This is a genomic window from Desulfonatronum thiodismutans (assembly GCF_000717475.1).
GTDB classification, from domain to species: Bacteria; Desulfobacterota; Desulfovibrionia; order Desulfovibrionales; family Desulfonatronaceae; genus Desulfonatronum; species Desulfonatronum thiodismutans.
Map to the genome: position 1 here is coordinate 72,684 of NZ_JPIK01000020.1, position 25,977 is coordinate 98,660.

The window sequence follows — 25,977 nt, forward strand, 5'->3', positions numbered from 1 at the left end:
TATTGTTGTTTTTGCGAAAAGCGTTTCTTGGTGTCCTTGGGACTCCTCCCAAATCAAGAGTTCGCGAAAAATCGGCTCCGCGAGCTTCGTGTATCAAGCCTCGTAAGCCGACAGTCGCCCCCCGCGCGGGGGGCGTGGATTGAAACTCGTCAAGACTTACGACGGGCTGAACAAGCTGATGTCGCCCCCCGCGCGGGGGGCGTGGATTGAAACAGTGAATACGCCGCGAAGTTGAAGGCGATACAACGTCGCCCCCCGCGCGGGGGGCGTGGATTGAAACGGCGTAACCGCTGATATTTCCAATCCAGTCGGCGCGGTCGCCCCCCGCGCGGGGGGCGTGGATTGAAACCCGCACCTTTTGCGCCGCCCGCTTGTACGGGTAGGGTCGCCCCCCGCGCGGGGGGCGTGGATTGAAACTGCATAACGGCGAAGGTGGTCAGGACGGGGACGCGTCGCCCCCCGCGCGGGGGGCGTGGATTGAAACTTGTAACCTTCTCCACGAAGAGCACCTGTCTGTAGTCGCCCCCCGCGCGGGGGGCGTGGATTGAAACTTGCCAGATACGCGGTTTCAATCCAGACATAAATGTCGCCCCCCGCGCGGGGGGCGTGGATTGAAACCAGGAGTTCTTTGACGCAATGATCAAGCATGCGTCGTCGCCCCCCGCGCGGGGGGCGTGGATTGAAACCTCGTCCTTCAGCCAGTCGATTTCAGCGGCGCGTTGTCGCCCCCCGCGTGGGGGGCGTGGATTGAAACTGGATCGTGTTGCTACTGCTATCGGGGTGCGCGAGTCGCCCCCCCGCGTGGGGGGCGTGGATTGAAACACGCTGGGCAAGTCCGGCTCCATGCAGACCCTGGTCGCCCCCCGCGTGGGGGGCGTGGATTGAAACGCTCCGCCATCGATCCTGATCCCGGCCACGGCCTGTCGCCCCCCGCGTGGGGGGCGTGGATTGAAACACCTACCTACGAGCGAGGCCCACAATGGCAGACCGTCGCCCCCCGCGCGGGGGGCGTGGATTGAAACACGTAAAATTGAGGAGCGAGTAGGAGGATAACGTACCTGATGAAGCAACTAGGAGGGGCTTGCTGTATTGCGAAGGGTTGCAACGTCGCTTCATGCCCCGGCGGTATTGGAAGTATTTGGTGGAGCGGCCGATCTGAACATTCGGATTGAGCGGCTGAATAAAGCGGTTGAACCGACCGATTCAGCACGTGAAGCTTTTGATTTCTCTCACCCGGTCGGCTAATGATGCCGAAGACGCTGCGTTGCTTCGCCGACGGACGTCGATTCTTCGCTCCCCATTATTTTCGCTATTTTAAGACGGAGGACATCGTGTCAAAGTGCATCCCATCCTGCGGTCTCGCTTCCAGCCGACCAATTTGCGAAGAGCGCGACGCCTGCGCGATTATCGCCTTCGTGGACAAGCGCGGCCGCGTGACCCATGCCAATATCGTCCGGACCATCGAGGCCCTGAAGAAAATGGCCCATCGTTCCGGGGACATCAACGACGAGGGCGACGGGTGCGGGATTATGACCGACGTGCCGCGGGAACTGTGGAGCCGTCGGTTGCGGGAAGCCGGTTTGTCGCCCCATCTGGCGGAGTCCAGCGGTTTTTTCGTGGGTCATCTGCTTCTGCCTCGCCGGATCCGCGAACGGGCCGACGATATTCTGGACACGGTCCGCAAGACCTTTGCCCTGCGCGGGCTGGACATCCTCCTGGAGTTGCAAGGCCGGACCAACGACGACGAACTGGGCCCCATGGCCCGGGCCGAGACACCGCTGTTCTGGCAGGTGGCCGGGCTGGTCCGCCGGGACGTGCGCATTGATTCCGGTCGGCTGCTGTTCAAGGTCCTGGTGGAGCTGGAGGACCTGGAGCCGGATCTCCATGTGGCCTCCCTGTCTCAGGACAGCGTGGTCTACAAGGTCCGGGGCGGGCCGGAACTTTTACAGCGGGTTTATCCGGAGCTGCGCGATCCGGCCACCCGGTCCAAGATCTGCCTGGGCCACAGTCGCTATTCCACCAACACTTTGCCCACGGTGGAGCGCACCCAACCCTTCTCCATCCTGGCCCACAACGGCGAAATCAACACCATCGAGCGGCTGCGCGGCGCGGCACGCAATCTGGGCATCGAACCGGTGCCCGGGGGCAGCGATTCCCAGGATCTGAACCGGGCCGTCGAGGGTTTGATCCACCGCTACGGCCTGGAACTCACCGAGGCCTTTGCCATGGTCTTCCCTGCCGTGCACAGCGAGGTGGAGCATTATCCCGAGGATTTGCGCGAGGTTTATCAAACCTACCGCTGGTTCTTTCCGCCCTCGGCCCAGGGGCCGGCCGCGGTCATCGCCCGGCACGGCGACGTGTGCATCGGCAGCGTGGACGCCCTGGGGCTGCGTCCGTTGTGGTTCGGCGAGAGCGACTACAATTACTATCTGTCCTCGGAAAAAGGCGTGGTGGACCTCGAGGACACGGCCTCGGACCCCGTGCCTCTGGCCCCTGGGGAAAAAATGGCCATTTTTACCCTGACCGGTCGGCGGGCCGTGGTGTTCAACTACCGGGCCTATCAACGCCAACTGGTCCGGCTGATGCGGGGCCGGGACGGGCTGCGTGAGCGGATTGGGACCTTGTATCAAGCTGTTCCGGATAAGCCGGAGAATGCTTTTGGCCTGGAAAACCTGCTTGACGACGGCCGGTCGCGGATGTCGCCGGGCGAGATGGTTCGGGAGAACGTGCTGGCCGCTCTGGGCTGGCACAAGTACGACGTGGAGATGCGCAAGAAAACGGCCACCGTCGGCGGGGCGGTGATCGGCTCCATGGGCTATCAGGGCCCCCTGGCCTGTCTGACCCCGGAAGGGCTGGCCAACATCTCCGAGTTTTTCAAGGAAAATGTTGCCGTGGTCACCAATCCGGCCATCGACCGGGAGCGGGAGCCCGACCATTTCACCACACGCTGCATTCTCGGCGACCGGCCGGAGATCGACAACCGGGAGCGGGCCGGGGCCGTGGGGCTGGAGTTGCGCACTCCGTTGCTCCTGGGCGGCTGCCTGGACGGTCGGGTCTGCGGAGCGGCCCTGTCCCAATTGGCCGCGGAGTTCGGCACCCAGACCATGGACTCCGTGCTTTCTTTTTTTACCGGACAGGGGCGGGATCCGGCCCGGGTTGCTGTTCTGGATGCGGTTTTCGAAGCGAAAACCGACGATCCAGACAGCGGGCCTGGCAACGGCCAAGGCTGCCTGGAGCGGCGTCTTGCCGATTTGTGTCTGGAGGCCGGGGCCGCCATCGACGCCGGGGCCGTGCTGCTGGTTCTGGACGACTCGCGCACCTTCTCCGACGGGCGGGTGTATGTCGATCCGGGCCTGGCCCTGGCCGTGATCGGCAATTTCCTGGAGGAGCACCGTTTGCGGCGGCGCTGTTCCCTGGTGGTGCGCAGCGCCGCGGTGCGCAACCTGCACGACGTAATGTTCCTGCTCGGGCTGGGCGCGGATGCCATCAATCCGTACATGATCTGGCGCATGGCCCGGGAGCACGCCACGGAGAGCCGACCGGCCGAGACCGTGATCCGGACCACCATGGACGTGCTCCAGAAGGGCATGGAAAAGGTCATGTCCACCATGGGCATCCATGAGTTGTGCGGTTATGGCCGGATTTTCTCCTCCATCGGCCTGGCCGAGGATCTGGCGAGGATCTTCAAATGCGCCAACTTTTGTCAGTCGCCGGATATCGGTCTGTCCCTGGCCCGGCTGGAGGAGATTGCCCGCGTCCGTCTGGGCAGGGCCGTTCGGGAGACGTCGGCCCAGCTCTGGAGTACCCCGGCGCGGAACACCAAGGTCGGCCGGGTGCTGCGCCGGGCCGCCACCGGAGTGGCCGGGTTCCGGGAAATGGCCCAGGAGTTGGCCGCCCTGGAGCGGGAAAATCCGGTGGCCCTGCGCCATGTTCTCGGCTTCTCCCGGCCCAGCCAAGCCGCGCCCCTGGCCATGAGTGAGGTGGACATCACCATCGGCGGCCATGCCATGCCTCTGATCATTCCGGCCATGAGCTTCGGTTCCCAGGGGGAGAACTCCTTTCGGAGCTATGCCGAGGCCGCCCGGCTTTTGAACATCGTGTGCATGAACGGGGAGGGCGGGGAGATTCCGGACATGCTCGGCAAGTACCGCCACAACCGGGGCCAGCAGATCGCCTCGGGCCGCTTCGGCGTGCACATGGCCTTTCTCAATTCCGTGGACTTTCTGGAAATCAAGATCGGCCAGGGGGCCAAGCCCGGGGAGGGCGGTCATCTGCCGGGCCAGAAGGTCACGCCCATGGTGGCCCAGGCCCGGCATTGCATGCCGGGCATCGCCCTGATCTCCCCCTCCAATCATCACGACATCTATTCCATCGAGGATTTGGCCCAGATCATCACCGAGCTGAAGACCGCCAATCCCATGGCCCGGGTTTCGGTGAAGATTCCCGTGACCAGCGGGGTGGGAACCATTGCCGTGGGCGTGGCCAAAGCCGGGGCGGATATCGTCACGGTTTCCGGGTTTGACGGCGGCACGGGCGCGGCCCGGGAGCACAGCAAAAAATATGTCGGCCTGCCCGCGGAGATCGGGGTCAGCCAGGCCCACCGGGCCCTGGTGGAGTCCGGTCTGCGGGATCAGGTGGAGCTGTGGGCCGACGGCGGGCTGCGCAGCGGCGCGGACGCCCTGAAGATGATCTTTCTCGGCGCGGACCGGGTGGGCATGGGCACCGCGGCCCTGATGGGCGTGGGCTGCATCAGTTGCCAACGTTGCCACCTGGACACCTGTCCCCGGGGCATCTCCACTCAGCTGCGGACCAAGGCCGAGGCGGAGCTGCGCGGCGTCAAGGGCTTCACCCCGCTGCAAGCGGCCGCGGAAACCGGCAATCTGGTGCGGTTGTTCACCTGTATCGGCGAGGAAATGCGGGCCATTCTGGCGGACCTGGGCGTCAGCCGGGTCCGGGACGTGGTCGGACGCACGGAGTTTCTGGCCCAGATATCCCATCAAGACGTGGTGGCCCTGACGGACATCCTGGCCCGTCCGGCCATGGACGGCTCCGCCGGACCGGCCGGGGCCCTGCGCATGGTCCGCAAGCCGTTGAACGTCCTGACCAAGCTGGTGGCGGACATCTCCCTGGCCGAGTTCGCCGACGAACAGACTCGGGAAGTTCGGTACACGGATCAGTACGTGCGCAGCGTGGACCGGGCCATGGGCACCTACCTGGCCGGGGCCGTGGTCCGCCAATTCGGGGATTCCGGGGAGCGCCGGGCCAAGTTGCGCCTGGACTCCTCGGTGCCCGGCAACGGTCTGTGCGCCTTCAATATCCCGGGCATCGACGTGATGGTGGACGGCGGGGCCCAGGACGGCACGGCCAAGAGCAGCCTCGGCGGGGCCTGCGGCGTGTTCAAGGGCGCGAATCTGATGGGCCGCAGGGTGGACGGGTCCACGGGCAAGAGCTTCGCCTACGGCGCCATCGGGGGGACGCTCATGGTCCAGAACTACGCGGACTCCCGGGCCTGCATCCGGATGTCCGGCGCGGACGCGGTGTTCGGGGCCCGGATCACGTCCCGGGTCCGGGACGAGGAAAGCAACCTGGCCGTGCGCGCCCACCTCAAGGGCTTTGCCTTCGAGTACATGACCGGGGGGCGGGCCGTGGTTCTGGGCGATCCCGGCCCCTGGATTTGCTCCGGGATGACCGGCGGAGTGGTCTACCTGTGCCAGTACCCGGAATATGGGTTCGACAAGGCCGCCATCCGCCGCCGTCTGGCCAGCGGCGCGGACGTGGCCGTCCGGGACGTGACCGAGCAAGGCCTCGCGGATATCCGCGAGCTGCTCACCCGCTACGTGGCCGAGCTGCGGGCCTCCTTCCAGGGGGAAGAGGCCTTGGCCGTGGAACAACTGATGGCCGAAGCTGAAACCCGCTTCGTAATGATCGTCCCGGCGGACAAGAATCCGCCCAAGGCGGAGTGAAAGGGAGGATTCAGGAGTCAGAATTCAGGACTCAAGAATCGGATAACAGGGGGCAGAGGGATCTTTCGAGCTCTATGATTCTGTTATGCGGTGATCGAAATGGCAATTGAAGCTGTAATCCAGCGCCGTAAGGTCTTCGTTGAAAATCAATTCGACCGTCATCACAACAAACCATGCCATCCAAGGAGGAAGACAATGATCAAGCATATCGTGATGTGGACGTTGAAGGAGCAGGCAGAGGGAGCCGGGGCCGGGGAGAACGGGAAGAAGATGAAGCAGATGCTGGAGGCGCTGAACGGCAAGATTCCGGGCTTGCTGCATCTGGAGGTCGGGTTGGATGTCTTTCAGGCTTCTCCGGCCTGGCAGGTTGTTCTGTACTCTGAACTGGAATCTCGTGACGCCCTTCAAGTTTATCAACAGCATCCGGAGCATCAGCGCTGCGTGGAATTCGTGAAGAAGGTGGTCGTTGATCGGGGCGTGGTGGATTACGAGATATAGGAGGACGCCGTGTTCGGGTTTTTGAGTCCCGCTCTGCTGATCGTGGACATGCAGAACGATTTCGTTTTGCCCGACGCCCCGGCCGCCGTGGCCGGGGCCAGGGAGACCATTCCAGTCATCGCCACGCTGGCGGAGCATGCCCGGAAGCGATCCTGGCCGGTGATCCACGTGGTCCGGGAACACCGGCCCGACGGCAGCGACGTGGAATATACCCGGCAAGAGCTGTTTCAGAACGGCGCGGGCATCTGCGTGGCCGGGACGCCCGGGGCGCGGATCGTGGCGGAGCTGATGCCGCGCTCCGGCGATTACGTGTTGACCAAACAGCGCTTCAGCGCGTTTTTGGGCACGGAGCTGGATTTGCTGTTGCGTCGCCTGCGAGCGGAGACGCTGATCGTAGCCGGAACCCAGTATCCCAATTGCATCCGGGCCACGGCCGTGGACGCCCTGGGTCGGGACTACCGGGTGATCGTGGTCACGGACGCCTGTTCCGCCCAGACCGAACGGATCGCGGCGAACAATATCGAGGACATGCGCAATATGGGCATGCTGTGCATTCCATTTCAGGAAATGATCAATCTTTCAGAGGAGAAACCACTGTGACCAAGTTTTGGGCCGCTTTGGCGGCGTGCATCGTGCTGATTCTTCCCGGATGGGCCGGGGCCGCGGGGTTCGAGGCGGCGGTTGGCGTTTGGCATCAGTCCCCCTCCGGGGACGTGACCTACAAGGGCCAGACGGGCGATGACCGGCTTGATCTGGAAAGCAGCCTGGGACTGGACGACGAGACCGGCCTGCTCTTCCGCGCTCGGCTGGAAACCCCGCTGATCCTCCCCAATATCGGATTCATGGCCACGCCGGTGACCTTTTCGGGCAAGGGGACGGCCAAGGGGAGCTTCACCTTTGGAAACCAGACTTTTTCAGCGGATGCGCCCATCGACGGCAAGCTGCGGCTGAATCAGTACGACGTGAGCCTGTTCTACGGAATTCCGGGGCTGAAGGCGGCGACCCTGGGCATGTTCAACGTGGATTTGGGGCTGAATCTGCGGCTGATGGACGTGGATATCGAGGTCCGCCAGGAGCAGGCCGGGCTTTCCGAGTCCGAGAGCCTGTTTTTGCCCGTACCCACGCTCTATGCCGGAGCCAGCTTTCGCCCCCTGGACTTCTTCGCCCTGGAAGCCGAGGCCCGCGGAGTGACCTACGCCGGAAACCACTTCTACAGCCTCATCGGCCGGGTACGCTTCGATCCGCTGGACCACCTCTTTCTTGCCGGCGGGTACCGCTACGACTCCGTCTCCATCGACGAAAAAGGTCTCAAGGCCGACGTGGACATCAGCGGCCCGTTCGCGGAGATCGGGATCAGCTTTTGAGCCCGTTGCGCCTTCAGCAGTTATCGAGGGAAGAGGGCTTGACAGATCTTCTTCAGATCGAACATGTGGTCATTTCCTCCATGGGAATTTTGTCCGCGAGTTGCCGTCCATCGAAGTGAAATGGAGCTTGGCGGGGATTGGTATCTGGTGTCGTCCGGTAAGAGTTTTTGGAGTTGACACGTTTGGGCAAAAGCAATATCAGTTTCTCCAGCGCCGAGTTGATCTCAGCTTGCGGGGCGCTTAACAAATACCAGCTAAAGCGAGATACCCCTATCCCGCCTTGGCTTTAAGCTGAGCGGGCTTTTTTTTGTCCGTGGTTCGATCGTCGCCGATTTAATCTACAACTTGCAGGGCGACTCAGAAATACTGCTAAAGCGTTGGCCCGCCGATTTCGCTCCCAGTGGCCGCCAAACGCGCAGCCCATTCACCAAGGAGCGAAGGAGGTGCGCCCTCATGCCATCCGTTTCTTCCACACGTTCCCACCTGTTCACGTCCGAATCCGTATCCGAAGGACACCCTGACAAGCTCGCCGATCGGATTTCCGATCGTATCCTGGACGAATTCCTGTCCCGTGACCCTCATGCCAGGGTTGCTTGCGAGACGTTACTGGCCGACCAGTGCGTTGTCGTTGCTGGTGAATTCAAAGCCACTTCCGAAGTATTTCAGCAAGTCCAGGCCATGACTGAATCACTGGTGCGCCAGGTTGTCCGGGATACGGGGTATCGCGACTCAAATACCGGCATTGATCCCGAAGCCTGCGAAATCCAGGTCCGCTTTAACGGTCAGTCCCGAGACATCAACCAGGGGGTCGACCGAGAGGACGGAGTGCTCGGAGCCGGAGACCAGGGCATGATGTTCGGCTATGCCTGCGACGAGACGCCTGAATTGATGCCTGCTCCAATAATCTTTGCGCATCGATTGGTCCAACGGCAGGCCGAACTCCGAAAAAGCGGCACCATTGCCTGGCTGGGACCAGACGCAAAGTCGCAGGTTTCCTTTCGCTACGTCGACGGCAAGCCCGTTCATGTCGAGACCGTGGTCCTGTCGACCCAGCATGATGACAACATCAGCATGGATGAGCTTCGGGCATCCGTTCTGGAACGGATCATCAAGCCCGTCATCCCCGAGAGCCACCGCTCACCGGATTTTAAGTGCCTTATCAATCCTACCGGGCGGTTCGTGACCGGTGGCCCCAAGGGCGATACCGGATTAACTGGTCGTAAGATCATTGTGGACACCTACGGAGGTGCGGCACCGCATGGCGGCGGTGCATTCTCCGGGAAAGATCCTAGCAAGGTGGATCGTTCCGCTGCGTATATGGCCCGCTTTCTGTCCAAGACCGTCGTATCCAGGGGCTGGGCCAAAAAATGCCTGACCCAGATTTCCTATGCCATTGGTGTGGCCAAACCAGTTAGCTGCCTGGTCAAAACCTCCGGCGCCGGGGAGCTGCCGGATCAAGAAATTGAGCGAATGCTTCAGGAAGAATTCGATTTGACGCCTGCCGGAATCATCGACAAGCTCAAATTGTTGCGTCCCCTCTATTATCCAACGGCGGCCTATGGACATTTTGGACGTGACGACCTGGACCTGCCGTGGGAAAAGGTGAGCTGATCGAGCCGATCCTTGTGAAAGTCGCCATGAAAGCAAAAGATCGGACGTTCATTTACTGAGGCAAGTGGACGAAAAACACTCATGCAGCATGATCAAATGATTCCGAAGGACTGAAGGGTATGCCTGTTTACCGTTATGTAATTTTCCCTGTATTGCTTTCATTCCTGCTTCTTTTTCCAGAAAAACATGGTATGATCGTTTTGGCCCAGACGCAGATGGAAAAGAATGGCAACCCGTTTTGAACCATCCTGAAAGAAAGGAAAACCTTGTCATGCAGCTTTTTGACGTGGTCTCACTGGCCTTTCCTTCGAATACCAAACTGATCCCGGTTGTCGGGGCCGCGGTCCGGGAGTATGCCCTGCAGTCCGGGTTTTCCGCAACGGACTCCCAGCGCATCTGTCTGGCCTTTGAAGAGGCCTCAACCTACTCCATTTCCCTCGGCTTCGGCAGAGAGGACGACCTGCTGCGGGTCCGATTGTCCCGCACCACGCTTGGCCTGCATATCGTCCTTCGCTCCAGGGGCCTGCCCCTGGAGGACGAGGCGCTCCCGGCCTTTGATGCGCAACGGTTCGCGTCCGCGGAGGACGTCACCGGGCTGCAAACCTTTCTTGCCCGACACATGGTTGACGAAGTGACGTTTTCCTTGCTGGAGGGTGGAGAGCGGGTGATCTGCCTCGTCAAACATGGGCCCGGCAACCAAGGAGAACAGGACAAGGAACAGGAAAAGAGGGCGGCCCCGCGGAAGTCTTCCGCTGGTTCCTCCAAGCCCCGGATAATGACCAGCCATGCCGTTCGCCTGGGACAACCCGATGATGCCGAAGGCATCGCCAGGTTGGCATTGCGGGCGCATGGCGCGGTGTTCTTCAATGAATCGATCTACTATCCAGCCAGGGTTCGCGAGATGCTTGAACAGGGAGAGATGGTCTCGGTGGTGGCTGAAACGGCAAGTGGAGAACTCATGGGCCATTGCGCCCTGGTGGCCGACACCCCGGGAGCGCGCGTGAGGGAACTGACCTATTTCATCCTGGATACCCGCTTCAAAAGCCCCGGCGTGCACGAGGACGTGTACGCCTTGCTCAGCGAGAGCGCCCGAACGCTTGGTCTCCGCGCGATGAGCGCCCTGGCGGTCACGAATCATATCCATTCCCAGCGCAACCTTCTGCTGCAAGGATTCAAGGAATGCGCAATGCTTTTGGCGGCAGGCCCGGCCTCCCGGATCTGGCGGGAAAAGGACGGGCAGGATCCGGGGCGCATCGCCAGCGTCGTGTTCCTCAACTATCTGCATGGAGACGACGGGACGCTGCTCCACGTTCCGGACAGGCACCGCCCGATGGTCAGCCGAATATTCCAGCATCTGGGGAGAAACTATCGATTTTCAGATGTTTCGGGGCGCGGTCTGCCTGAGGGCCTCGCGCGGATTTATTCGGAATCCGACTTGAAGGAAGGGTGGACGTGGATCAGCGTCGCTCAGTACGGGCACGACATCCTGAAACACGTGGGCGACCAACTGGCATTGTCCTGCGGGCAGGGAATCCCCGTGGCGCACCTCGCGCTGCCCTTGGCGGACCCGGCTACCGGCGTGGTGGCCGATCTTGTTGAAAAGATGGGGTTCTTCTTTGCCGGAGTCGGCCTGGACGACGATGGCGCGGAGGTTCTCCTGGTCCAGTACATACATGGCGTGGACCCAGGATACGACTCCATCCACCTCGCATCGCCCTTTGGCCGCGGGCTTTTGGAGTATGCGCGAGCCGCGGATCCCGGCACATGGTCTGATCCGCGGCCCTGATCAGACTTGGACACCAAAAAACAGGGGAAGTTGTCAGGCGCCGAAATGTGTCAACGGTATCAACGTATTGGTTCCGTTGAAAGCGATACGCTCACGAAACTGTTTTCGATCTTTCCTTCCAATGACTCCCGCATGGACCGGATGACCTGCTGGACTTCGCCCACGCGCTGGTCAGGGTCAAATTCCAGAAAGATTTCAATGAGCACCCGTCCTCCGGTTCTCCGCGAGCGGACACCGTGAAAATGGGCATACTCATGATAATGGTTCGCCAGTTCACGGGTGATGATGAGTTGGTATTTTTCCTCGAGGGTTCTGTCCAGGAGGTCGAAGAGAGAACTTTTAATCAGCCCGTAGAAGGAATAGATGATGACCCCGCCTAATGCCAGGGATATGACGGGGTCGATATGGAGCGACCATGCGTATTCCCGCAGAAGAATCATGGCCAGCAGGCTGAACAGTATCCCTCCGGCGATGACCGTGTCGGACATGGGCACCCGCCATTGAATGTCCGTGACCGGAGAAGGGATCCTTTTGTGAATCCGATAGTTGCGAACCCAGAGATAGCCGCTTGACATCATGGATGCCAACATGATCACGGCTCCCATGGCCAGGTGGCCGGGATCAAGGGCAACGGGCGAAACAAGCCGCCCGATGGACGTGTAAATGATGTACCCAACGGATAGCACGACGAACCAGGCGCCGACCACGCCAATGAGGTTTTCGATTTTCCCCGCTCCGTAGTCAAAATTCGCGCCCATCCCCTTTCTCATTTTGTGGAGAATGAACAAGAGCATGGCATTGGCGAAAAAAACATTGAAATCGCCGAGCAGATCCGCGTAGAGCGTCATGGAATTCGCGAGAACGGCAATAACGAAGGTCGGGCCGATAAAGGCCAGATCGATGATGACTGAAATAAGAGCCGTACGTTCCTTCGTCGCGTCGGCGCTGGTGCTGGCTGGCGTGTTCATGTGTGGTTTCAGGAAACAAGAGAAAATGCGATGAATGGCAAAGAGTGCTTATGTCACGGTTGACGGGAACGCAAACCATTGCCGCGCCTCTCGATGATCGCTACGATCATCCCCATGTCTCACGAAAATGCTGACACGTTGCGACAGGTTCCTCTGTCCAAGGACTTGGCCCTGATTTCCGGCGTTGCCAAAGGTCTGAATGTCGAACTGCCGCTGTATTTGTCGCCTGTGACGGCGGGCTTTCCGTCTCCAGCCGATGATTTCCTGGAAAAGCGGCTGGACCTGAATGAGACTACCTGGTGAAGAACCCGGCGGCCACGTATCTGGTCCGGGCCACCGGCGATTCCATGCAAGGCGTGGGCATCCATGACGGGGACGTGCTGGTCGTGGACAAGTCCGCCGAAGTCACGGACGGGAAGGTGGTCATCGCCATTGTCTACGGTGAATTCACGGTCAAGACGTTGAAGCGGCGGAACGGGCACGCCTTTCTGGTCCCCGCCAATGCCGAATATCCCGAGATCGAACTCACGCCCGAGATGGACTGCGAGGTCTGGGGCGTCGTGACGAGCGTGATCCGCAAGATGCCCTGAATACGAGCCATGAAACAACTCAAGGTCATGCCGGCCTCGAGCATCTTCGCCCTGCTGGACTGCAACAACTTCTACGCATCCTGCGAGCGGGCATTCAATCCCAAGCTGCGAGGCAAGCCCATCGTTGTGCTGTCCAACAACGACGGCTGCGTGATTGCCCGCTCCAACGAGGCCAAGGCCCTGGACATTCCCATGGGCGCACCGGCGTTCAAGTTTCAGCCTCTGTTTCGAAAGCACGGGGTCCACGTCTTTTCCTCCAATTTCGCCCTCTACGGTGACATGTCCCGCCGAGTGATGGACACGGTTTCCCGGTTCACCCCGGACATGGAAATCTACTCCATCGACGAGGCGTTCCTGCGCTTGGACCGGATGCACGACCACCCCCTGGACTTATGTTTCTACTTATTGAAATTGTCCCTCCCGTGTCGTGGCATCTATCTTAGTAGACTGTCCATTTTTTTGTGGCCACTTCATATCGGCCTATGTAATAGGATGCAATCCTGTCCATGACATTCAGTTCAAGGTTGAAAAAGAAGAAACTATAATCATAGTTGTGATACCAGCCCGGCAGCAAATTGTACGGCGCATTGAGATTTTGGTAATTTCCTGGTTTCGGCAGGGCGGTCGGGTCAATTACTAACGCGCCCTGATTGTTTTGTGCGCCTGTGAAGTTAGCGATCACTACGGCATCAACATCGACGCCCCCGATTAAATATTTTTTCCAGGTAGGCCAAACCTGGCCTTCTGCAAGTCGTCCGCCCGGAGGAGGTCCCAGTTGGGGATTAACGGGCGGCTGAAATTTATAGAAGAGAGCTCCGAGATTTTCTGTTGCGGGAACGGCAGTGGTCTCCATTTCATTCGGACCGCTTGCAGCCCAGGTTAGCGGATTAACGCTGTAAGCATTCGCTTGCACGATTCCGGTCGGCGAAGGACCGGTTTGTGAAAAATCACCTGGATTTTGCTGCGTGTTGTAAGTGATGATGCATCCTGTCTGTACCCTGCTGCTGCAGATGCCGAGTTGCGACAGAGCGGGGTAGTTTGATATATCATCGGCCGTGATAGACCAGCCGATTACGTAAGCGGCAACGAGTCTTTCGCGAAGTGTGGCATCTGAGAACCGCCTCTGTAAAAGCATAAGCAACAGGTTCGAACCTTGGCTGTGGCCTGCGAGAATAAATGGGCGAGGGTTATTATTATTATCGTCTTTGCTGTAATGCGACAGGAAATAGTCGAATGCGTTTTCAACATCTTTGTATGCGATTTCCAATGCCAGGTTCGCAGCCGCTCTGTTTGCTTCATTTGTTTTCCACAGCAGCGCCTCCAGAACGTATAAACCTGCCGCTTGCTGAAAATAAGGAACATAAAGATTTGTGCCTGCTTTGTTGAAAACGCTTGATTTGGAAGCGACTTGAGTGCTAATGCTCGGATCGGCTTGGGCCTGCCTGATGGTCTGGTTCCAAATCGGAGAATATGCAGAACTATTGCTTTTTATATCCGGGAAGTAGGTTGTTGGATACAGGAAGAAGACGTCCACAGCATGTGACGCATTTGCCGGTAGAGTCTGCCAGTTTGTCGAAATAGAATACTTATTGACGCCTGTTTCATTCGAAGATGCGTTCAAGGCAATAAGTGGATTCAGCACTACCAGCATAATAATCGTTTTAATCCAAATCTTCATGATTTTCATTGTTGTTTCTCCCCTGGGTTAACTACCTGAAGCTCAAGGATGAGGACAAGAGTCTCCTGCCCCTGGTGGCCATCTACTTTTACGCACCTCCGGTTTGATTTGAGGCTTTTGCCCATGCCTGATTTCGCCGTGATCTTTCACGGCCATGGTCCCGCGTGGTTGTCGTCTGGATAGAGTGCCTTCCATTCAGAATGATTGTTCCGCAGATTCCAGCCGATACAACCCTCGATGTGCTTGCGCAGCTTGGCGTCCACCTCGGTTTCGGCAAAGAATGCCGATTGACATCTTGCCGAAAGAACACTTTACACCGCACGGCCTCACTCACGAATGCAGCCCCAGCCGGAAACGGGGTCGTATACCTTTCCTGTTTTTACCAAGGTCTCGAAAGGCTGGTCGCCGATATAACCGCGCAGCCCTATCGGGTCTTTCGGGTCAATGAGCATATACATCTTGTGTAGAAAAACGAAATGATGCATGCAACGATGATTTCCAATTTCATGGTTAGGTCCGATGCAAACGCATTTTGCTACATCATTAGCATGTGACGGAGTACTGAACGAAACCAGTACGAGAGCGGCAAGGAAAAGCATTTTTATCATGATGTCTCCTTATGTGATGTTGTCGCGGTTGGAAATGTGGTGAGTGGTATTGGTTGATTTTTTTCAGTCTCAAACCCCTCAAGCCTTGGCACTTCTTGGGAGAGTGGGCAATCCACTATTGAGTAACCATAGGGGTTGTCAATGCCTAAACCGGAGATTGATCGTGGAAGCCCTGTCATATTTGTTATCGTTCAAGCAAAAACATCAAGATCGTACCAGTACGTGGCATAGCCGTTGACGACCCACCGGATGCGCCAGGTTCAGATTTTTTTTTTGCAAATTCCTCTTTCGTCATCCCGGCCTTCTTCCAGGGTCTGGCCGCGGCGTAATGCTTGAGGGTGATCCCGAAGATGACCCGGGGTTTTTCGTGGGGGGATTCGGGATTGGGCATGGGTTTTGGTAGTGGGCTTGCCGTCCCTGCGATTATCTCGCTGCGGTTATGCCATTTTATTGGAGATCGCCCGCTCCAGCACCTTCGCCAAGTCCTTCATTTTCACCGGCTTGGCTAGGTAGTCGTCCATTCCGGCAGCCAGAAACTTCTCCCGGTCCCCGAGCATGGCGTAGGCGGTCAGGGCGATGATCGGCGTTCGACGATGGGAGGGCTGAGGGATGAGACCTGAAACCTGAGGGCCAGACGTCCGATCTCCGACGCCCGATTTCTGACCACTGACTTCTGACTCCTGACTCCTGATCCTTTTCGTCGCCTCCACCCCGTTCAGCACCGGCATCTGCACGTCCATCAGGATCACGTCGAAGTCCTGTGCCGCGAGCAAGTCCAGAACCTGTTGCCCGTCCTCGGCCAGGGTCACAGTGTGTCCGGCCCTTTCCAGGAGTTTTGTCGTGGGAAAAGAGCTTGACTCTTCATCCTCGGCCAGGAGGATGCGCAGGCTTTGTTTGGCTTCGGTCCGCCGCCTTGGTCCTTGCTCGGTGGGAATGCTCACTCCCTCGGGAAGTTTGAAGGGCAGGAGCACCTGCACCGTGGTCCCTTTACCGAGAGTGCTGGCCAGGGAAATACTCCCACCCATCAGGTCCACCAGTCGCTTGACAATCGCCAGCCCCAGCCCGGCGCCCTGATAGGATCGGGTGTAGGAGCCGTCCACCTGGACAAACGGCTTGAACAAGTCATCCTGCTTGTCCTCGGGAATCCCGATGCCGGTATCGGACACCGTCAGCTGGATGCGGCATTCGCTCGGCCTTTCGGAGGACATGGAGGTCATTTCTACCTTGACGCTGCCCTTGTTCGTGAATTTCAAGGCATTGCCCGTCAGGTTGAAGAGAATCTGCCGGACCCGCGCCTCGTCGCCGATAAGTCGGGAGGGGATGTCCGGATCAATGAAACATTCGAGATGGATGCCCTTGTCCCTGGTCGCAACCTGGAACAGGTCGGATACGGAATCAGCCAGTTCCTGGACCACGAACTCGGCCTCATGGATCGTCATCTGGCCCGCCTCGACCCGAGAAAGGTCCAAAATGTCGGTGAGCAGTCTGGTCAATCGGTTGGCCGAACTCGTGGCCATCCGCACATACTTCCGTTGATTCCCGTCCAGAGATGTCGTCTCCAAAAGCTGCATCATGCCCATGATCCCGTTAATGGGCGTACGGATTTCATGGCTCATGTTGGCCAGAAACTCGGACTTGGCTTTGTTGGCGGCCTCGGCCTGTTCCTTGGCCAGAAGCAGCGCTTGTTCAGCATGGTATCGCGAGGTGATATCCTGGTTGACGACAATGGCTGCTTCAACGTTGCCGTCTTCGTCCATCACCGGGGCGGTATAATTCAGGATAATCTTTTTTTTGCCGTTAAATGCTTCGATTTCCAGGAGTTCGTCGACTACGGTCTCCCCCTTGTTCACGGTATGCGCCAGTGCCCAATCATCCGGCGCGATTTCCTCTCCAGAGGGCAAACGTTTGGCCTTGAACACCCCGTACTCTTTCTGATCGACATTAGGCTCTCCCCCCCAAATTGCCACTCCTGCCGGATTGCCCTGCATGAGCTTTCCGTTCTTGTCCGCGATCCACAAGCCGATGGGCAGGATTTCAAATACCCTCCTGATCATGTTTTCGCTTCTGCGCAAGGCCTCTTCGGTCTGCTTGCGGTACGTGACATCCCAGACAGTCGACACCATCAGATTGCTCTCGGGCAAGGGGATGTTCTGTGCTGTAATATAAAAAAGCTCCTGGCCTGGTCGAAACACCGGAACATCTTTCCAGCACATCCTGGCAGGGTCACCGCTGGCACAATCCTCAAGAACTCTGGATTTTATCTGTTCCCTGAATTCAGGCTCCTGATAGACAACTTCCCAGAAATCGTTCGGCGCGGCCAACGCCTCTCGTGTCGTCCGGTAGAATTTGGCGAAATTGTCGTTCATGTAAGAGAACTGCACCCTTGGATCGACCGAGTTCACGGCAACCCCCACCGGAAGATTGTCCAAGGTCGTCTGGATAAAGGCTTCCCGTTCCCGCAACGCCTCAACGGCCCGTGTCCGCTCCGTGATGTCCTCGAACGTCGCATACGCCTGAAAGGGTTTTGCTTCTCCTGGCTGGAACAAGGGAATGGCCGTAATAGATAACCAGACATGCGCGTTCTTTTCAGGATGAAACACCCCCCGGACAACAGGCCCGACAGTCTCTCCGGTGCGCAAGGAGATCATGGCTGGATGGCCCTTTCCTGGAACCGCTGTCCCGTCTTCCTCGATCATTTTCCAACGAGGGTCCATGGACGTCTTGCCCTGCATCTGGCCGAAGGTAAGGCCAAGAATCCTCTCCGCTGCTGGATTCGCTGAAATGATGGTGCCGTCAGCTGCTTGATAAATCACTCCCTGGGCCATGGTCTCGAAGAGGCGGCGGTGCTTTTCCTCACTTTCCCGCAGCGCCTTTTCTGCCTGCTTTTGCGCGGAGATGTCGCGAATCAACTCCACCGTATATTCGACCTCTCCATCTTCATTGAAGATCGGATTGGCCCGGCAACTCAGGTGCATATCTAGTTCAGGAGCGAATTTTTCCAACTCCACTTGCTTTTTTGATCTTGTCGCTTCAAGGGTTGCGCAGGGTTGGCAAGGCGTATTCCGGCCAATGAGTTCATAGCACTTTTTGCCCTCAGTGTGCCCCTGCTGAAACTTGTTCAGAAATGCGTATCCAGCCTTGTTGTATCGCACTACGCTCAGGTCAGGGCGCTTGACGCTCATGATGTCCGGGGTGTTGTCTAGAACGGCTTCAAGCAGTGCTGTCTTTTCCTTGAGCTCATGTTCGGCCCTTTTTCGCTGCGTGATATCGCTGGCAATGGTGGCAAATTGGTTTTTCTTTGGAGATACCGTGCTTATCTCGAAGTATTTCTCCATGGGTTCGAAATAGGTTGTGAAGCTGCAAGGTTCGTCACCCAACACCACTTTTTCATACTCGCTGAGGTAGGGCGCTGTTTCCGTTTCGTATACATCGGTTGCCAGTTTCCCAACGGCATCTTCACGCCTGATGCCGGTTACCTCAGTAAACGCGAGATTGCAGTCGATTATTTTGTAGTTCGTAGCCTTCCCATATTCATCAAAAACAATTTCGTGAAGCACAACCATTTCCGACATGGAATGGAATAGAGAATGGTATTTGTCTTCACTTTCCCGCAGGGCTTCCTCGGCCAGTGCAGCTCTGGTAACGTCTCGGCTGATGGAAAGGACGGATTGAATGCCCTGATTGCTTTTTTCAGGAATGAGGCGCCAATTGAAGATAATCCTACGGTCATCAACGTGGTGCTCAAATTCAGTTTCTAATTCTTCTCCATGCTCAAACACGTTACCGATCATTTCTTCCCAGTAAGAGCACATATGTTCGGCAAAACCGAGCTCTCTATGCGTCTTCCCGATAAACTCCATTGAAGGTATGCCTGTCACAGACTCCACATTCGGAGAAGCAAACAAGTGCCGACCCATACGGTCAAAACGTAAAATGATATCCGGCAGCCCCTTGATGAGCGTGCGAAAATTCTGCTCGCTTTCCTGCAGAGCCTCCTCGAAGCGTTTCTTCTCGGTAACATCCTGGAAGATACAATGCGTTCTTTGAAACCGGCCCTGGTCGTCGCGTTGGATTTTGCCGTTGAAGAAAACAAGAATTGTTGACCCGTCCTTCTTGACCATCTCGAATTCAACGCCCAGAATTTCGCCCACCGCCTTAAATTTGGGGAAATTCTCCTTGAAATGATCCTTCCAGTCCGGATGCAGAATGTCGCCAAAATTTTTGCCGATAAGTTCCTCTCGGCTGTAGCCGAGCACATCCAGAAATGTCTGGTTGATGTCCAAGAAATTGCCCTGTTCATCCAGGGATTGATAGGGCATTGGGGCGTTAGTGAACATCAATCGAAAACGATCTTCGCTCTCCTTCTTGGCCTGCTCAGCGGTTCTCCTCGCGGAAATGTCCGTGACAAATCCATGAAGGCGCGTGATGTTTCCTTTTTTATCTCGAACCAAGTGGATTGATTCCGAGGTCCAGAACGTTGAGCCGTCCTTGCGCAGATGAAGGGCTTCAAAATCCTTCGCCGTCTCACTGGCATCGAAGTATTCGAACAGCCGACGTCGATCCTCCGGGTCGGCGTATATCTTCGTAGTGACATCCGTGACAGACTCGATCATTTCCTGCGCTGACCCGTACCCGTACATATCCACCATGGCTTGATTGACTGAAAGAAATCTGCCTTCCGGCGTGGACGTAAAGATGCCGATAGGCGCGTCCATCAGGATGTCGTGGGGGGACTCAAAGATTGCTTGGATGGGTCCTGTTTTCGAGTGTTGCTTCTCGGCCATGCGGGCTCCTGGGGCAGTGCGGCGGGGCGAAGAGGTGGTGTTTTTCAAGCAGGAAAGGTCAAGTTGGCGCACTAACGCATATTAACGACTGAGCGTGCGGACATTGTTCATTCTACGACAAATCTTTTTCTTTCTTCCTTATCCTTGGCAACAAGGTCAAGCCTGAATTTCGTACAAGACTAAACCCGAAGAAGCCTTCAAGACGCCGATGAGGTCAACGAGTGAAGCTCCGATGTCGGTCCGTAGGGAGGACTTGGGCTGTTTAAAAATTTGGACGATGCTTCCCATGGGCTTAGGAGCGAGGGGTTGATCGTCGACGTTCCCGTAGGCTGGTTCGCCAAGTGGCTTCGCCTCGTGTTCCCGAAACGTACATAGTGGTGACATGGAGAAATCCAAAACAAAAAGGGCTTACAGTTTTCACTGTAAGCCCTAGATTTTCGTGGTGCCGGGGGTCGGAATCGAACCGACACGGAGTTGCCCCCGCTGGATTTTGAGTCCAGTGCGTCTACCAGTTTCACCACCCCGGCGTAAAGGGAGGCATCTAGCTTGGGAGGGGTATGCCTGTCAAGCTTGAAGTCGTTCGTTTCCCCATTGGCTCTCGTTTGGCGGCTATGCGTATTTCGCTTGAATGATTGAGACGAGGTGTTCCGGGGTGAAGCCGTATTTTTTGGCCAGGGCGCTTGCTGGGGCGGAGTCGCCGAAGTGGTCCAGGCCCAGGACGATTCCGTTGAGGCCGACGTATTTGTACCAGGGATCGGAGCGGCCGGCTTCGACGGCGACGCGTTTTTGAATCCGGGGCGGCAGGATTTCGTCCTTGTAGGCCTGGGGTTGTTCCTCGAACAGTTCCAGACAGGGGGCGCTGACCACCCGGATTTTCTGGTCCGGAAGCATCTTGGCCGCTTCCAGGGCGAGGTGCACTTCGGAGCCGGTGGCAATGATCAGCATTTCCGGGGAGCCGTCGGCGGGGTCGTGCAGGACGTAGGCTCCGCGGCGAGCGCCTTCGGCTGTTTGGGGGAATGCCTCCGGAGCCAGGACCGGGAGATCCTGGCGGGTGAAGAGCAGGGCGGAAGGGCGCTTGTCCTGGGTCAGGGCGACTTCCATCATGATCCGGCTTTCCACGACGTCCGCGGGGCGCATCACCAGGAGATTGGGAATCAGGCGCAGGGACCAGGCGTGCTCCACGGGTTGGTGCGTCGGGCCGTCTTCCCCGACGTAAAAGGAGTCGTGGGTGTAGACGTGCAGGACCGGGAGGTTCTGGATGGCGGACATGCGCACGGCATTGCGCTGGTAGTCGGAAAAGACCAGGAAGGTCGCGCCGAAACCCACCAGGCCGCCATGCAGGGCGATGCCGTTGAGGATGGCGCCCATGGGGAATTCCCGCACGCCGAAGCTGAGGTTGCGCCCGGTGGGGTTGTCCGAACCGAAGATGCCGGTGGTGTCCCGGAACTTGGTCGTCTGGTTGGAGGGGTCCAGGTCCGCCGAGCCGCCCACCAGATTCGGCAACTGGGCGATCAGTTCGTTCAGGCATTGGCCAAAGGCTTTGCGCGTTGATACCTTTTTCGTGACGTCCAATTCCGGCCATGTGAAGGAACGATGGGAGGGCGGGGCGACGTGTTGATCCCAGGTCCGGGCAAAAGCGGCGTCCGTGGTCTTCTTTTCCTGGACATGCCGTTTCCAGGCGTCGACTTCCTTGGCCAGTTCCGGAAAGCGGGCCCGGAAGTGGTCCAGGGCGTCCTGGGGAAGGTGAAAGGTTTCCTCCTCCGGTAGACCGAGCTTGCGCTTGGTGGCCTTGATTTCGTCCGGGCTGAGCGGCGCGCCGTGGGTTTCGAAGTCCCCTTCCATGGAGGCCGTGCCCTTGGCGATGACCGTGTGGCCGATGATCAGTGTGGGGCGGGCGGTTTCGGCCTTGGCCCGGCGGATGGCTTCGCGGATCTGGTCGTGATCGTGGCCATCCACTTCCTGAACGTCCCAGCAAAACGCCTCAAAGAGCTTGCGGTAGTCCGTGCAGTCGGATCGGTTGGTGGGTCCGGAGAGCTGAATCTGGTTGCTGTCGTAGAACACGATCAGTTTGCCCAGCCCCCAGTGTCCGGCCAGACTGGCCGCGCCCAGGGCCACCGGTTCCTGCATGTCGCCGTCCGAAGCCAGAACATAGGTGGAGTGGTCCACCACGTCCGTGCCGAGACGGGCGGCCAGCATCCGCTCCGCTACGGCCATGCCCACGCCCATGGCCAGGCCCTGGCCCAGGGGGCCGGTGGTGGCTTCCACACCGGGGGTCATGTGTTCTTCGGGGTGGCCCGGAGTTCGGCTGCCCAGCTGGCGGAAATCTTGAAGATCCTGGATGTTCAGGTGCCCGACCAGGGCCAGCAGGCCGTAGAGCAGCATGGACTCGTGCCCGGCGGAAAGCACGAAGCGATCCCGATTGAACCAGGCCGGGTCCCGGGGATCGTGGCGCAGGAACTCATGGAACAGGACATAGGCCATGTCCGCGGACGACATGGGCCCCCCGGGATGGCCGGAATTGGCCTTGCGGGTGGCGTCCATAACCAGTCCCTTGATGACGTTGACGGCGCGTTGATTCGGTTCGCTGGTGTTCATGGTGGTGATCCTTTCTTATGAATTGGCGTTCAGGGTTTCGATCTGCTCGATGCGGCGCTGATGGCGCTCGCCTTCAAAATTCGCGGCCAAAAACACGTTGACGATGCTTTTGGCCAACTCGTCGCCCAGAACCCGCGAGCCCAGGCAGAGAACATTGGCGTTGTTGTGCGCCCGGGTCATCCGGGCGAGGTATTCATTGGTGCACAGGGCCGCGCGGATGCCGGGAAAGCGGTTGGCGGCCATGCTCATGCCCATGCCCGTGCCGCAGATCAGGATGCCGAGATGTCCCGAGGACAGGACTTCCCGGCAGACGTCGCCGGCCACGAGAGGGTAGTCGCAGGACTCCTTGGAGCGTGCTCCCAGGTCCTTGATCTCGAAGCCCGCTTCTTGCAGATGGCGTGTGACGGCGGTTTTGAGATCAAATCCGGCATGGTCGGAACCGATGACGACCGTAGATGACGACATATGCTTCTCCTTGCTCAGTTGAGGTCATGAAGTGGTTGATGAGTCGGCGGGCAGTTTCCATTTTTGGACGCGGCGTTGGACGTATTCGATTCGCTCTTCCTTCAACCGTGCCTTCAGAAATTCGATCTCATCCAGTAGAAACGCGACCTGTTTGATGGCCAGTTCCTTTTCGTCGAAGATGTTCAACTCCTGGTCGTTCTTGGCCACCTCCAGACCGGCTCCGGCGGCTTCGATCATGCCCAGGGCATGGTATTCCTGGCGCAACCGTTTGCGCAGTTGCGCGATTTCCCAGTTACGCAGGGTAAGCAGGAACAGCCAGGTCAGTTCGCTGCCAAGAACTTTCAGGCCCAGCCAGAACGAACGGTGCAAGGGAATGTTCGTGGCGTCGGGGGAGGTCGTGGTCGTCATGGTGCTCTCCATTGTGAGCGGTTTCGGTCTGCTTTTGTATTCCTCGCGGGTCATGAGGCGAACGAAGGTCGCGGTTTGGCTCAATCCGTTGAGCTCAATCGGGGACGGTCCATACGGTGGAACCGGGGGGCACGTCCAGTCGCAGGTCTTCGGCCCGCCACGGCTCGACGTTGGTTTCCAGACGCTGGACGCGGATCACCGCGGACTGATCTCCCTGGATCAGGCTGATGCGGCGGGGCCTGGAAGGGGGGTCGCTTTCCCACTGATCCACGGACACGGTCCAACCGCCGTGTTCCGGACCGCGTACGGACACTGGCCGTCCGTCAAAGGCCAGGGTCAGGGTCAGGGGCATGGAATGCCCGGCCACATCAAATTCCAGCGTATCGTCAGCCAGGCGGACGGCCTCGTATTCCAAAGGGATCAGAGCTTGCCAACATCCGAGCAAGAGCTGAGCCAGGGCAGCCAGGCGCACCGGCATGAACAGCCCCGTGGTCCTCGCGCCTTCCAGGACCGTTTCCGCGACGTAAGCCTCCCCGGATGAGGGAAGATACCCAAGCCATTCGCCGTGATCCTCCCGCCAGTGTGCCAGCATGGCGCCCACGCCGGCCTGAACGTCCAAGCGGATAGGAAAGTCCGTCCGACCCCACATGGAAACAATGAGTCGGGAGTGCCGGTCCGGAGCGGAGAAGTTGACGCTGGCCCGTAGGGAGAAATCTTCGGGGTGGCAGCTCTGAACGAATGAAGCCTGGAACAACGACCAGACGATCGAGACACGATCCGGATCGTCATATCCGGGGAGAGGCGGCTTTGGTCCGCAAGCGCTCAGCAGGGCAAAAGCGGTCAAAGTCAGAAGTAGTCGATGCCTAATTCCTGAAACGACGCGGAAGACACAAATCATGAGGGGCGGCCCTCTTGGCGCGGATCGACTTTCAAAGCGCGTTCAACTTTTGTTGTATCGCGTCAGGGTTTTCGGGTTGAAAGCGCAGGGCGTTGCGGTAGCCCTTGCGGGCTTCGGCGGCTTTCCCAAGGGTCGCGGCGATGTCGCCGTAGTGTTCCCAGATGACCGGATCGTCGCCCATGATTTCCACCGCGGACTGGATGTGCCGCCAGGCCAGGTCCAGGTTGCCCAGCTTGAAATGCACCCAGGCCAGGGAGTCGATGATATGGCCGCTACCGGGCTTGAGTTGCAGGGAGCGTTCGATAAGCACCAGGGCACGTTCCAGGTCGCGCCCTTCCTCGGCCAGGGTGTAGCCGATGAAGTTCAGGGCTTCGGCATGGTCCGGATCCAGGACGATGATTTCTTCCATGGTTCCCAGGGCGTCTTCGCGTCGGTCCATTTGTTCCTGAAGAAACCCCAGGCGGTAGAGCACGTCGGTGTCTCCGGGCCACTTTTGGCGGGCGATTTCCAACAGACTCGAGGCCTGGGAAGTCTCGTCCTCGCCCAGCAGAATTTCAGCCTCCAGCAGCAGAAAGTCACTCATGTTCGGAAACAGGTTTTGGCCTTCCCGGGCCAGCTGACGAGCGTCCTCGTGGCGATCCAGCTGCAGCAGCAGATAGCCCTGAAAACTCAGGGCTCGGGCGTAGTGCGGATGGTCCACCGGAATCCTGCCCAGGTAAAACAGGGCTTGTTCCGGATCATTATCCCCGTCGTAGGCGACCAAGGCGCGGTAAAAGTCGGCCTCCGGCAAGCCGTCCTCATCGGGCAGGGTGTCGAGCACGGCGTCGGCTTCCTGAAACAGGTTTTCGCGGATGAAGAGCAATGCGACTTCCAGGATGAAGCTTTCGCGCCCCTCCTGCCCCAGGGCGAAGGAAAGCGCCTTGTCCGGTTGGTTCAGCTTGATGTTGACCTGAACCATGCGCAGCAGGATTTCGTCCGCATCCGGGCGGAGATCGAGAATGTGGCGGTACGTCTCCTCGGCTTGAACCAGATCGCCTTCGCTTTCATACAAAAAAGCCAGTTCGGCCATGGCCTCCAGGAAATTCGGGTCTTGTTCCAGTGCTTGCTTGAGAAACTCTTCCGTCTGGCGGACCAACCCGAGGCCTGAGTTGCTTCTGGCCAGCAGCAGCAATACCTCGGCCGTCCGTTCTGATTCAGGGATGACCTGAAGCACGTCCGCGGCTTGAGAAAAACGGGAATACTGCAAAAGCAAGGCGGCCATGCTCCGGCGCATGGCCCAATCCCGAGGGTGGCTTCGCAGGTAGTCGTCCATGGTCGCGATGGCCTCCTCCACCATGTCGTCGGCAAGGTAGGTGTTGACCAGAGCGGAGGGCAGGGTTTGATTCTCGGGGAACGACTCCATGGAGCGGCGTAAAACCGTCCTGGCTTCAGCGTTCCGGCCTTCCCGCCAGTAGGAGTTGGCCAGTTCCATTGCCAAAAAGGGCGAAGGGTCCAGGTCCAGGGCCAGGGCCAGGGCTTCTCGGGCGCTTTGCTGGTCGTCCGTGCGGGCCAGGTCTTGGGCTTTCAGGTAGGCCAGCACGGCCTGAGCCGAGGGGGTCAGTTCCTCTTCCGGGTCGGCGATGGTCGCGGCCGGAAACGGTTCCGGAATGAATGCAACCTTCGGGGCGCATGCGGTCATGGAAAAGGCGAAGGCCAGGCCGAACAGCAAAAAAAGACACTTCAGCGGCGAATGGTCGGTCACGGAGATAAATCCTTAGTTAC

17 protein-coding genes, 1 tRNA gene, 1 pseudogene and 1 CRISPR repeat array are annotated in these 25,977 nt (G+C 58.5%); of the genes and pseudogenes, 9 read left to right on the forward strand and 10 right to left on the reverse strand.

Features of this window, described 5'->3' with window-relative positions; translation table 11 throughout:
* Positions 1–113 precede the first annotated feature (113 nt).
* A CRISPR array of direct repeats spans positions 114–1,022; the repeat unit is 33 nt; unit sequence GTCGCCCCCCGCGCGGGGGGCGTGGATTGAAAC.
* Positions 1,023–1,331: 309 nt separating this feature from the next.
* The 6 genes from GY33_RS0114765 (at position 1,332) to GY33_RS0114795 (ending at position 11,222) form a co-directional block, all read left to right on the forward strand.
* Positions 1,332–5,963: a glutamate synthase-related protein gene (locus GY33_RS0114765; protein ID WP_235185537.1), complete on the forward strand. Its 4,632-nt coding sequence runs from the start codon at positions 1,332–1,334 to the stop codon at positions 5,961–5,963.
* A gap of 195 nt (positions 5,964–6,158) precedes the next feature.
* Entirely contained in the window at positions 6,159–6,461 is a 303-nt protein-coding gene (locus tag GY33_RS0114770; RefSeq protein ID WP_031388074.1) for a Dabb family protein, read from the forward strand.
* A gap of 9 nt (positions 6,462–6,470) precedes the next feature.
* Positions 6,471–7,061: a cysteine hydrolase family protein gene (locus GY33_RS0114775; protein WP_268746651.1), complete on the forward strand. Its 591-nt coding sequence runs from the start codon at positions 6,471–6,473 to the stop codon at positions 7,059–7,061.
* On the forward strand, positions 7,058–7,825 hold the full coding sequence (locus tag GY33_RS0114780) for a TIGR04219 family outer membrane beta-barrel protein (protein WP_200874881.1): 768 nt from the start codon (positions 7,058–7,060) through the stop codon (positions 7,823–7,825). The genes GY33_RS0114775 and GY33_RS0114780 overlap by 4 nt, the downstream gene beginning before the upstream one ends.
* Before the next feature lie 453 nt (positions 7,826–8,278).
* Positions 8,279–9,436 carry a methionine adenosyltransferase gene (gene metK / locus GY33_RS0114785; protein WP_031388077.1) on the forward strand — a complete coding sequence of 386 codons (1,158 nt, stop codon included), beginning with the start codon at positions 8,279–8,281 and terminating at the stop codon, positions 9,434–9,436.
* 271 nt (positions 9,437–9,707) lie between these two features.
* Positions 9,708–11,222, forward strand: coding sequence for an ATP-binding protein (locus GY33_RS0114795; RefSeq protein ID WP_031388078.1), 1,515 nt, complete (start codon positions 9,708–9,710; stop codon positions 11,220–11,222).
* A gap of 59 nt (positions 11,223–11,281) precedes the next feature.
* On the opposite strand, the gene GY33_RS0114800 is transcribed toward GY33_RS0114795, so the two are convergent.
* Complete coding sequence (locus GY33_RS0114800) at positions 11,282–12,190, reverse strand: cation diffusion facilitator family transporter (RefSeq protein ID WP_031388079.1); 909 nt, start codon at positions 12,188–12,190, stop codon at positions 11,282–11,284.
* 114 nt (positions 12,191–12,304) lie between these two features.
* On the opposite strand from GY33_RS0114800, the gene GY33_RS21840 reads away from it, so the two are divergent.
* The 3 genes and pseudogenes from GY33_RS21840 to GY33_RS0114810 all read left to right on the forward strand — a co-directional run.
* A complete protein-coding gene (locus GY33_RS21840; protein ID WP_326923851.1) occupies positions 12,305–12,493 on the forward strand; it encodes a S24/S26 family peptidase in 189 nt (62 codons plus the stop codon).
* Complete coding sequence (locus GY33_RS19335) at positions 12,490–12,780, forward strand: LexA family protein (protein WP_326923852.1); 291 nt, start codon at positions 12,490–12,492, stop codon at positions 12,778–12,780. The genes GY33_RS21840 and GY33_RS19335 overlap by 4 nt, the downstream gene beginning before the upstream one ends.
* Before the next feature lie 27 nt (positions 12,781–12,807).
* Positions 12,808–13,143: pseudogene (locus GY33_RS0114810) on the forward strand (Y-family DNA polymerase); the annotation flags it as partial.
* 76 nt (positions 13,144–13,219) lie between these two features.
* On the opposite strand, the gene GY33_RS20640 reads toward GY33_RS0114810, so the two are convergent.
* The 9 genes from GY33_RS20640 to GY33_RS0114860 form a co-directional block, all read right to left on the reverse strand.
* Positions 13,220–14,467 (reverse strand): DUF3089 domain-containing protein, encoded by a 1,248-nt coding sequence (locus GY33_RS20640; protein WP_084185201.1) that lies wholly within the window; start codon positions 14,465–14,467, stop codon positions 13,220–13,222.
* A gap of 317 nt (positions 14,468–14,784) precedes the next feature.
* On the reverse strand, positions 14,785–15,066 hold the full coding sequence (locus tag GY33_RS0114820; protein WP_031388081.1) for a hypothetical protein: 282 nt from the start codon (positions 15,064–15,066) through the stop codon (positions 14,785–14,787).
* Between the two features lie 437 nt (positions 15,067–15,503).
* Positions 15,504–19,850, reverse strand: a complete 4,347-nt coding sequence (locus GY33_RS19970; protein ID WP_051822684.1) for a PAS domain S-box protein — start codon at positions 19,848–19,850, stop codon at positions 15,504–15,506.
* Between the two features lie 440 nt (positions 19,851–20,290).
* Positions 20,291–20,377: transfer RNA gene (locus GY33_RS0114835), tRNA-Leu, on the reverse strand.
* 82 nt (positions 20,378–20,459) lie between these two features.
* A complete protein-coding gene (gene tkt, locus GY33_RS0114840; RefSeq protein ID WP_031388084.1) occupies positions 20,460–22,445 on the reverse strand; it encodes a transketolase in 1,986 nt (661 codons plus the stop codon).
* A 15-nt stretch (positions 22,446–22,460) separates the two neighbouring features.
* Positions 22,461–22,910, reverse strand: coding sequence for a ribose 5-phosphate isomerase B (gene rpiB / locus GY33_RS0114845; protein WP_031388085.1), 450 nt, complete (start codon positions 22,908–22,910; stop codon positions 22,461–22,463).
* 24 nt (positions 22,911–22,934) lie between these two features.
* Complete coding sequence (locus GY33_RS0114850) at positions 22,935–23,318, reverse strand: hypothetical protein (protein ID WP_051822685.1); 384 nt, start codon at positions 23,316–23,318, stop codon at positions 22,935–22,937.
* A 94-nt stretch (positions 23,319–23,412) separates the two neighbouring features.
* Positions 23,413–24,162 (reverse strand): hypothetical protein, encoded by a 750-nt coding sequence (locus tag GY33_RS0114855; protein ID WP_031388087.1) that lies wholly within the window; start codon positions 24,160–24,162, stop codon positions 23,413–23,415.
* Between the two features lie 85 nt (positions 24,163–24,247).
* Positions 24,248–25,957 carry a tetratricopeptide repeat protein gene (locus tag GY33_RS0114860; protein WP_051822686.1) on the reverse strand — a complete coding sequence of 570 codons (1,710 nt, stop codon included), beginning with the start codon at positions 25,955–25,957 and terminating at the stop codon, positions 24,248–24,250.
* Positions 25,958–25,977: the final 20 nt, after the last annotated feature.

Coding starts and splice junctions, on each gene's coding strand:
- GY33_RS0114770 (WP_031388074.1), top strand. CDS start 6,159: ATGATCAAGCATATCGTGATGTGGACGTTGAAGGAGCAGGCAGAGGGA.
- metK (WP_031388077.1), top strand. CDS start 8,279: ATGCCATCCGTTTCTTCCACACGTTCCCACCTGTTCACGTCCGAATCC.
- GY33_RS0114795 (WP_031388078.1), top strand. CDS start 9,708: ATGCAGCTTTTTGACGTGGTCTCACTGGCCTTTCCTTCGAATACCAAA.
- GY33_RS0114800 (WP_031388079.1), bottom strand. CDS start 12,190: ATGAACACGCCAGCCAGCACCAGCGCCGACGCGACGAAGGAACGTACG.
- GY33_RS21840 (WP_326923851.1), top strand. CDS start 12,305: ATGTCTCACGAAAATGCTGACACGTTGCGACAGGTTCCTCTGTCCAAG.
- GY33_RS20640 (WP_084185201.1), bottom strand. CDS start 14,467: ATGAAAATCATGAAGATTTGGATTAAAACGATTATTATGCTGGTAGTG.
- GY33_RS0114820 (WP_031388081.1), bottom strand. CDS start 15,066: ATGATAAAAATGCTTTTCCTTGCCGCTCTCGTACTGGTTTCGTTCAGT.
- GY33_RS19970 (WP_051822684.1), bottom strand. CDS start 19,850: ATGGCCGAGAAGCAACACTCGAAAACAGGACCCATCCAAGCAATCTTT.
- tkt (WP_031388084.1), bottom strand. CDS start 22,445: ATGAACACCAGCGAACCGAATCAACGCGCCGTCAACGTCATCAAGGGA.
- rpiB (WP_031388085.1), bottom strand. CDS start 22,910: ATGTCGTCATCTACGGTCGTCATCGGTTCCGACCATGCCGGATTTGAT.
- GY33_RS0114850 (WP_051822685.1), bottom strand. CDS start 23,318: ATGACGACCACGACCTCCCCCGACGCCACGAACATTCCCTTGCACCGT.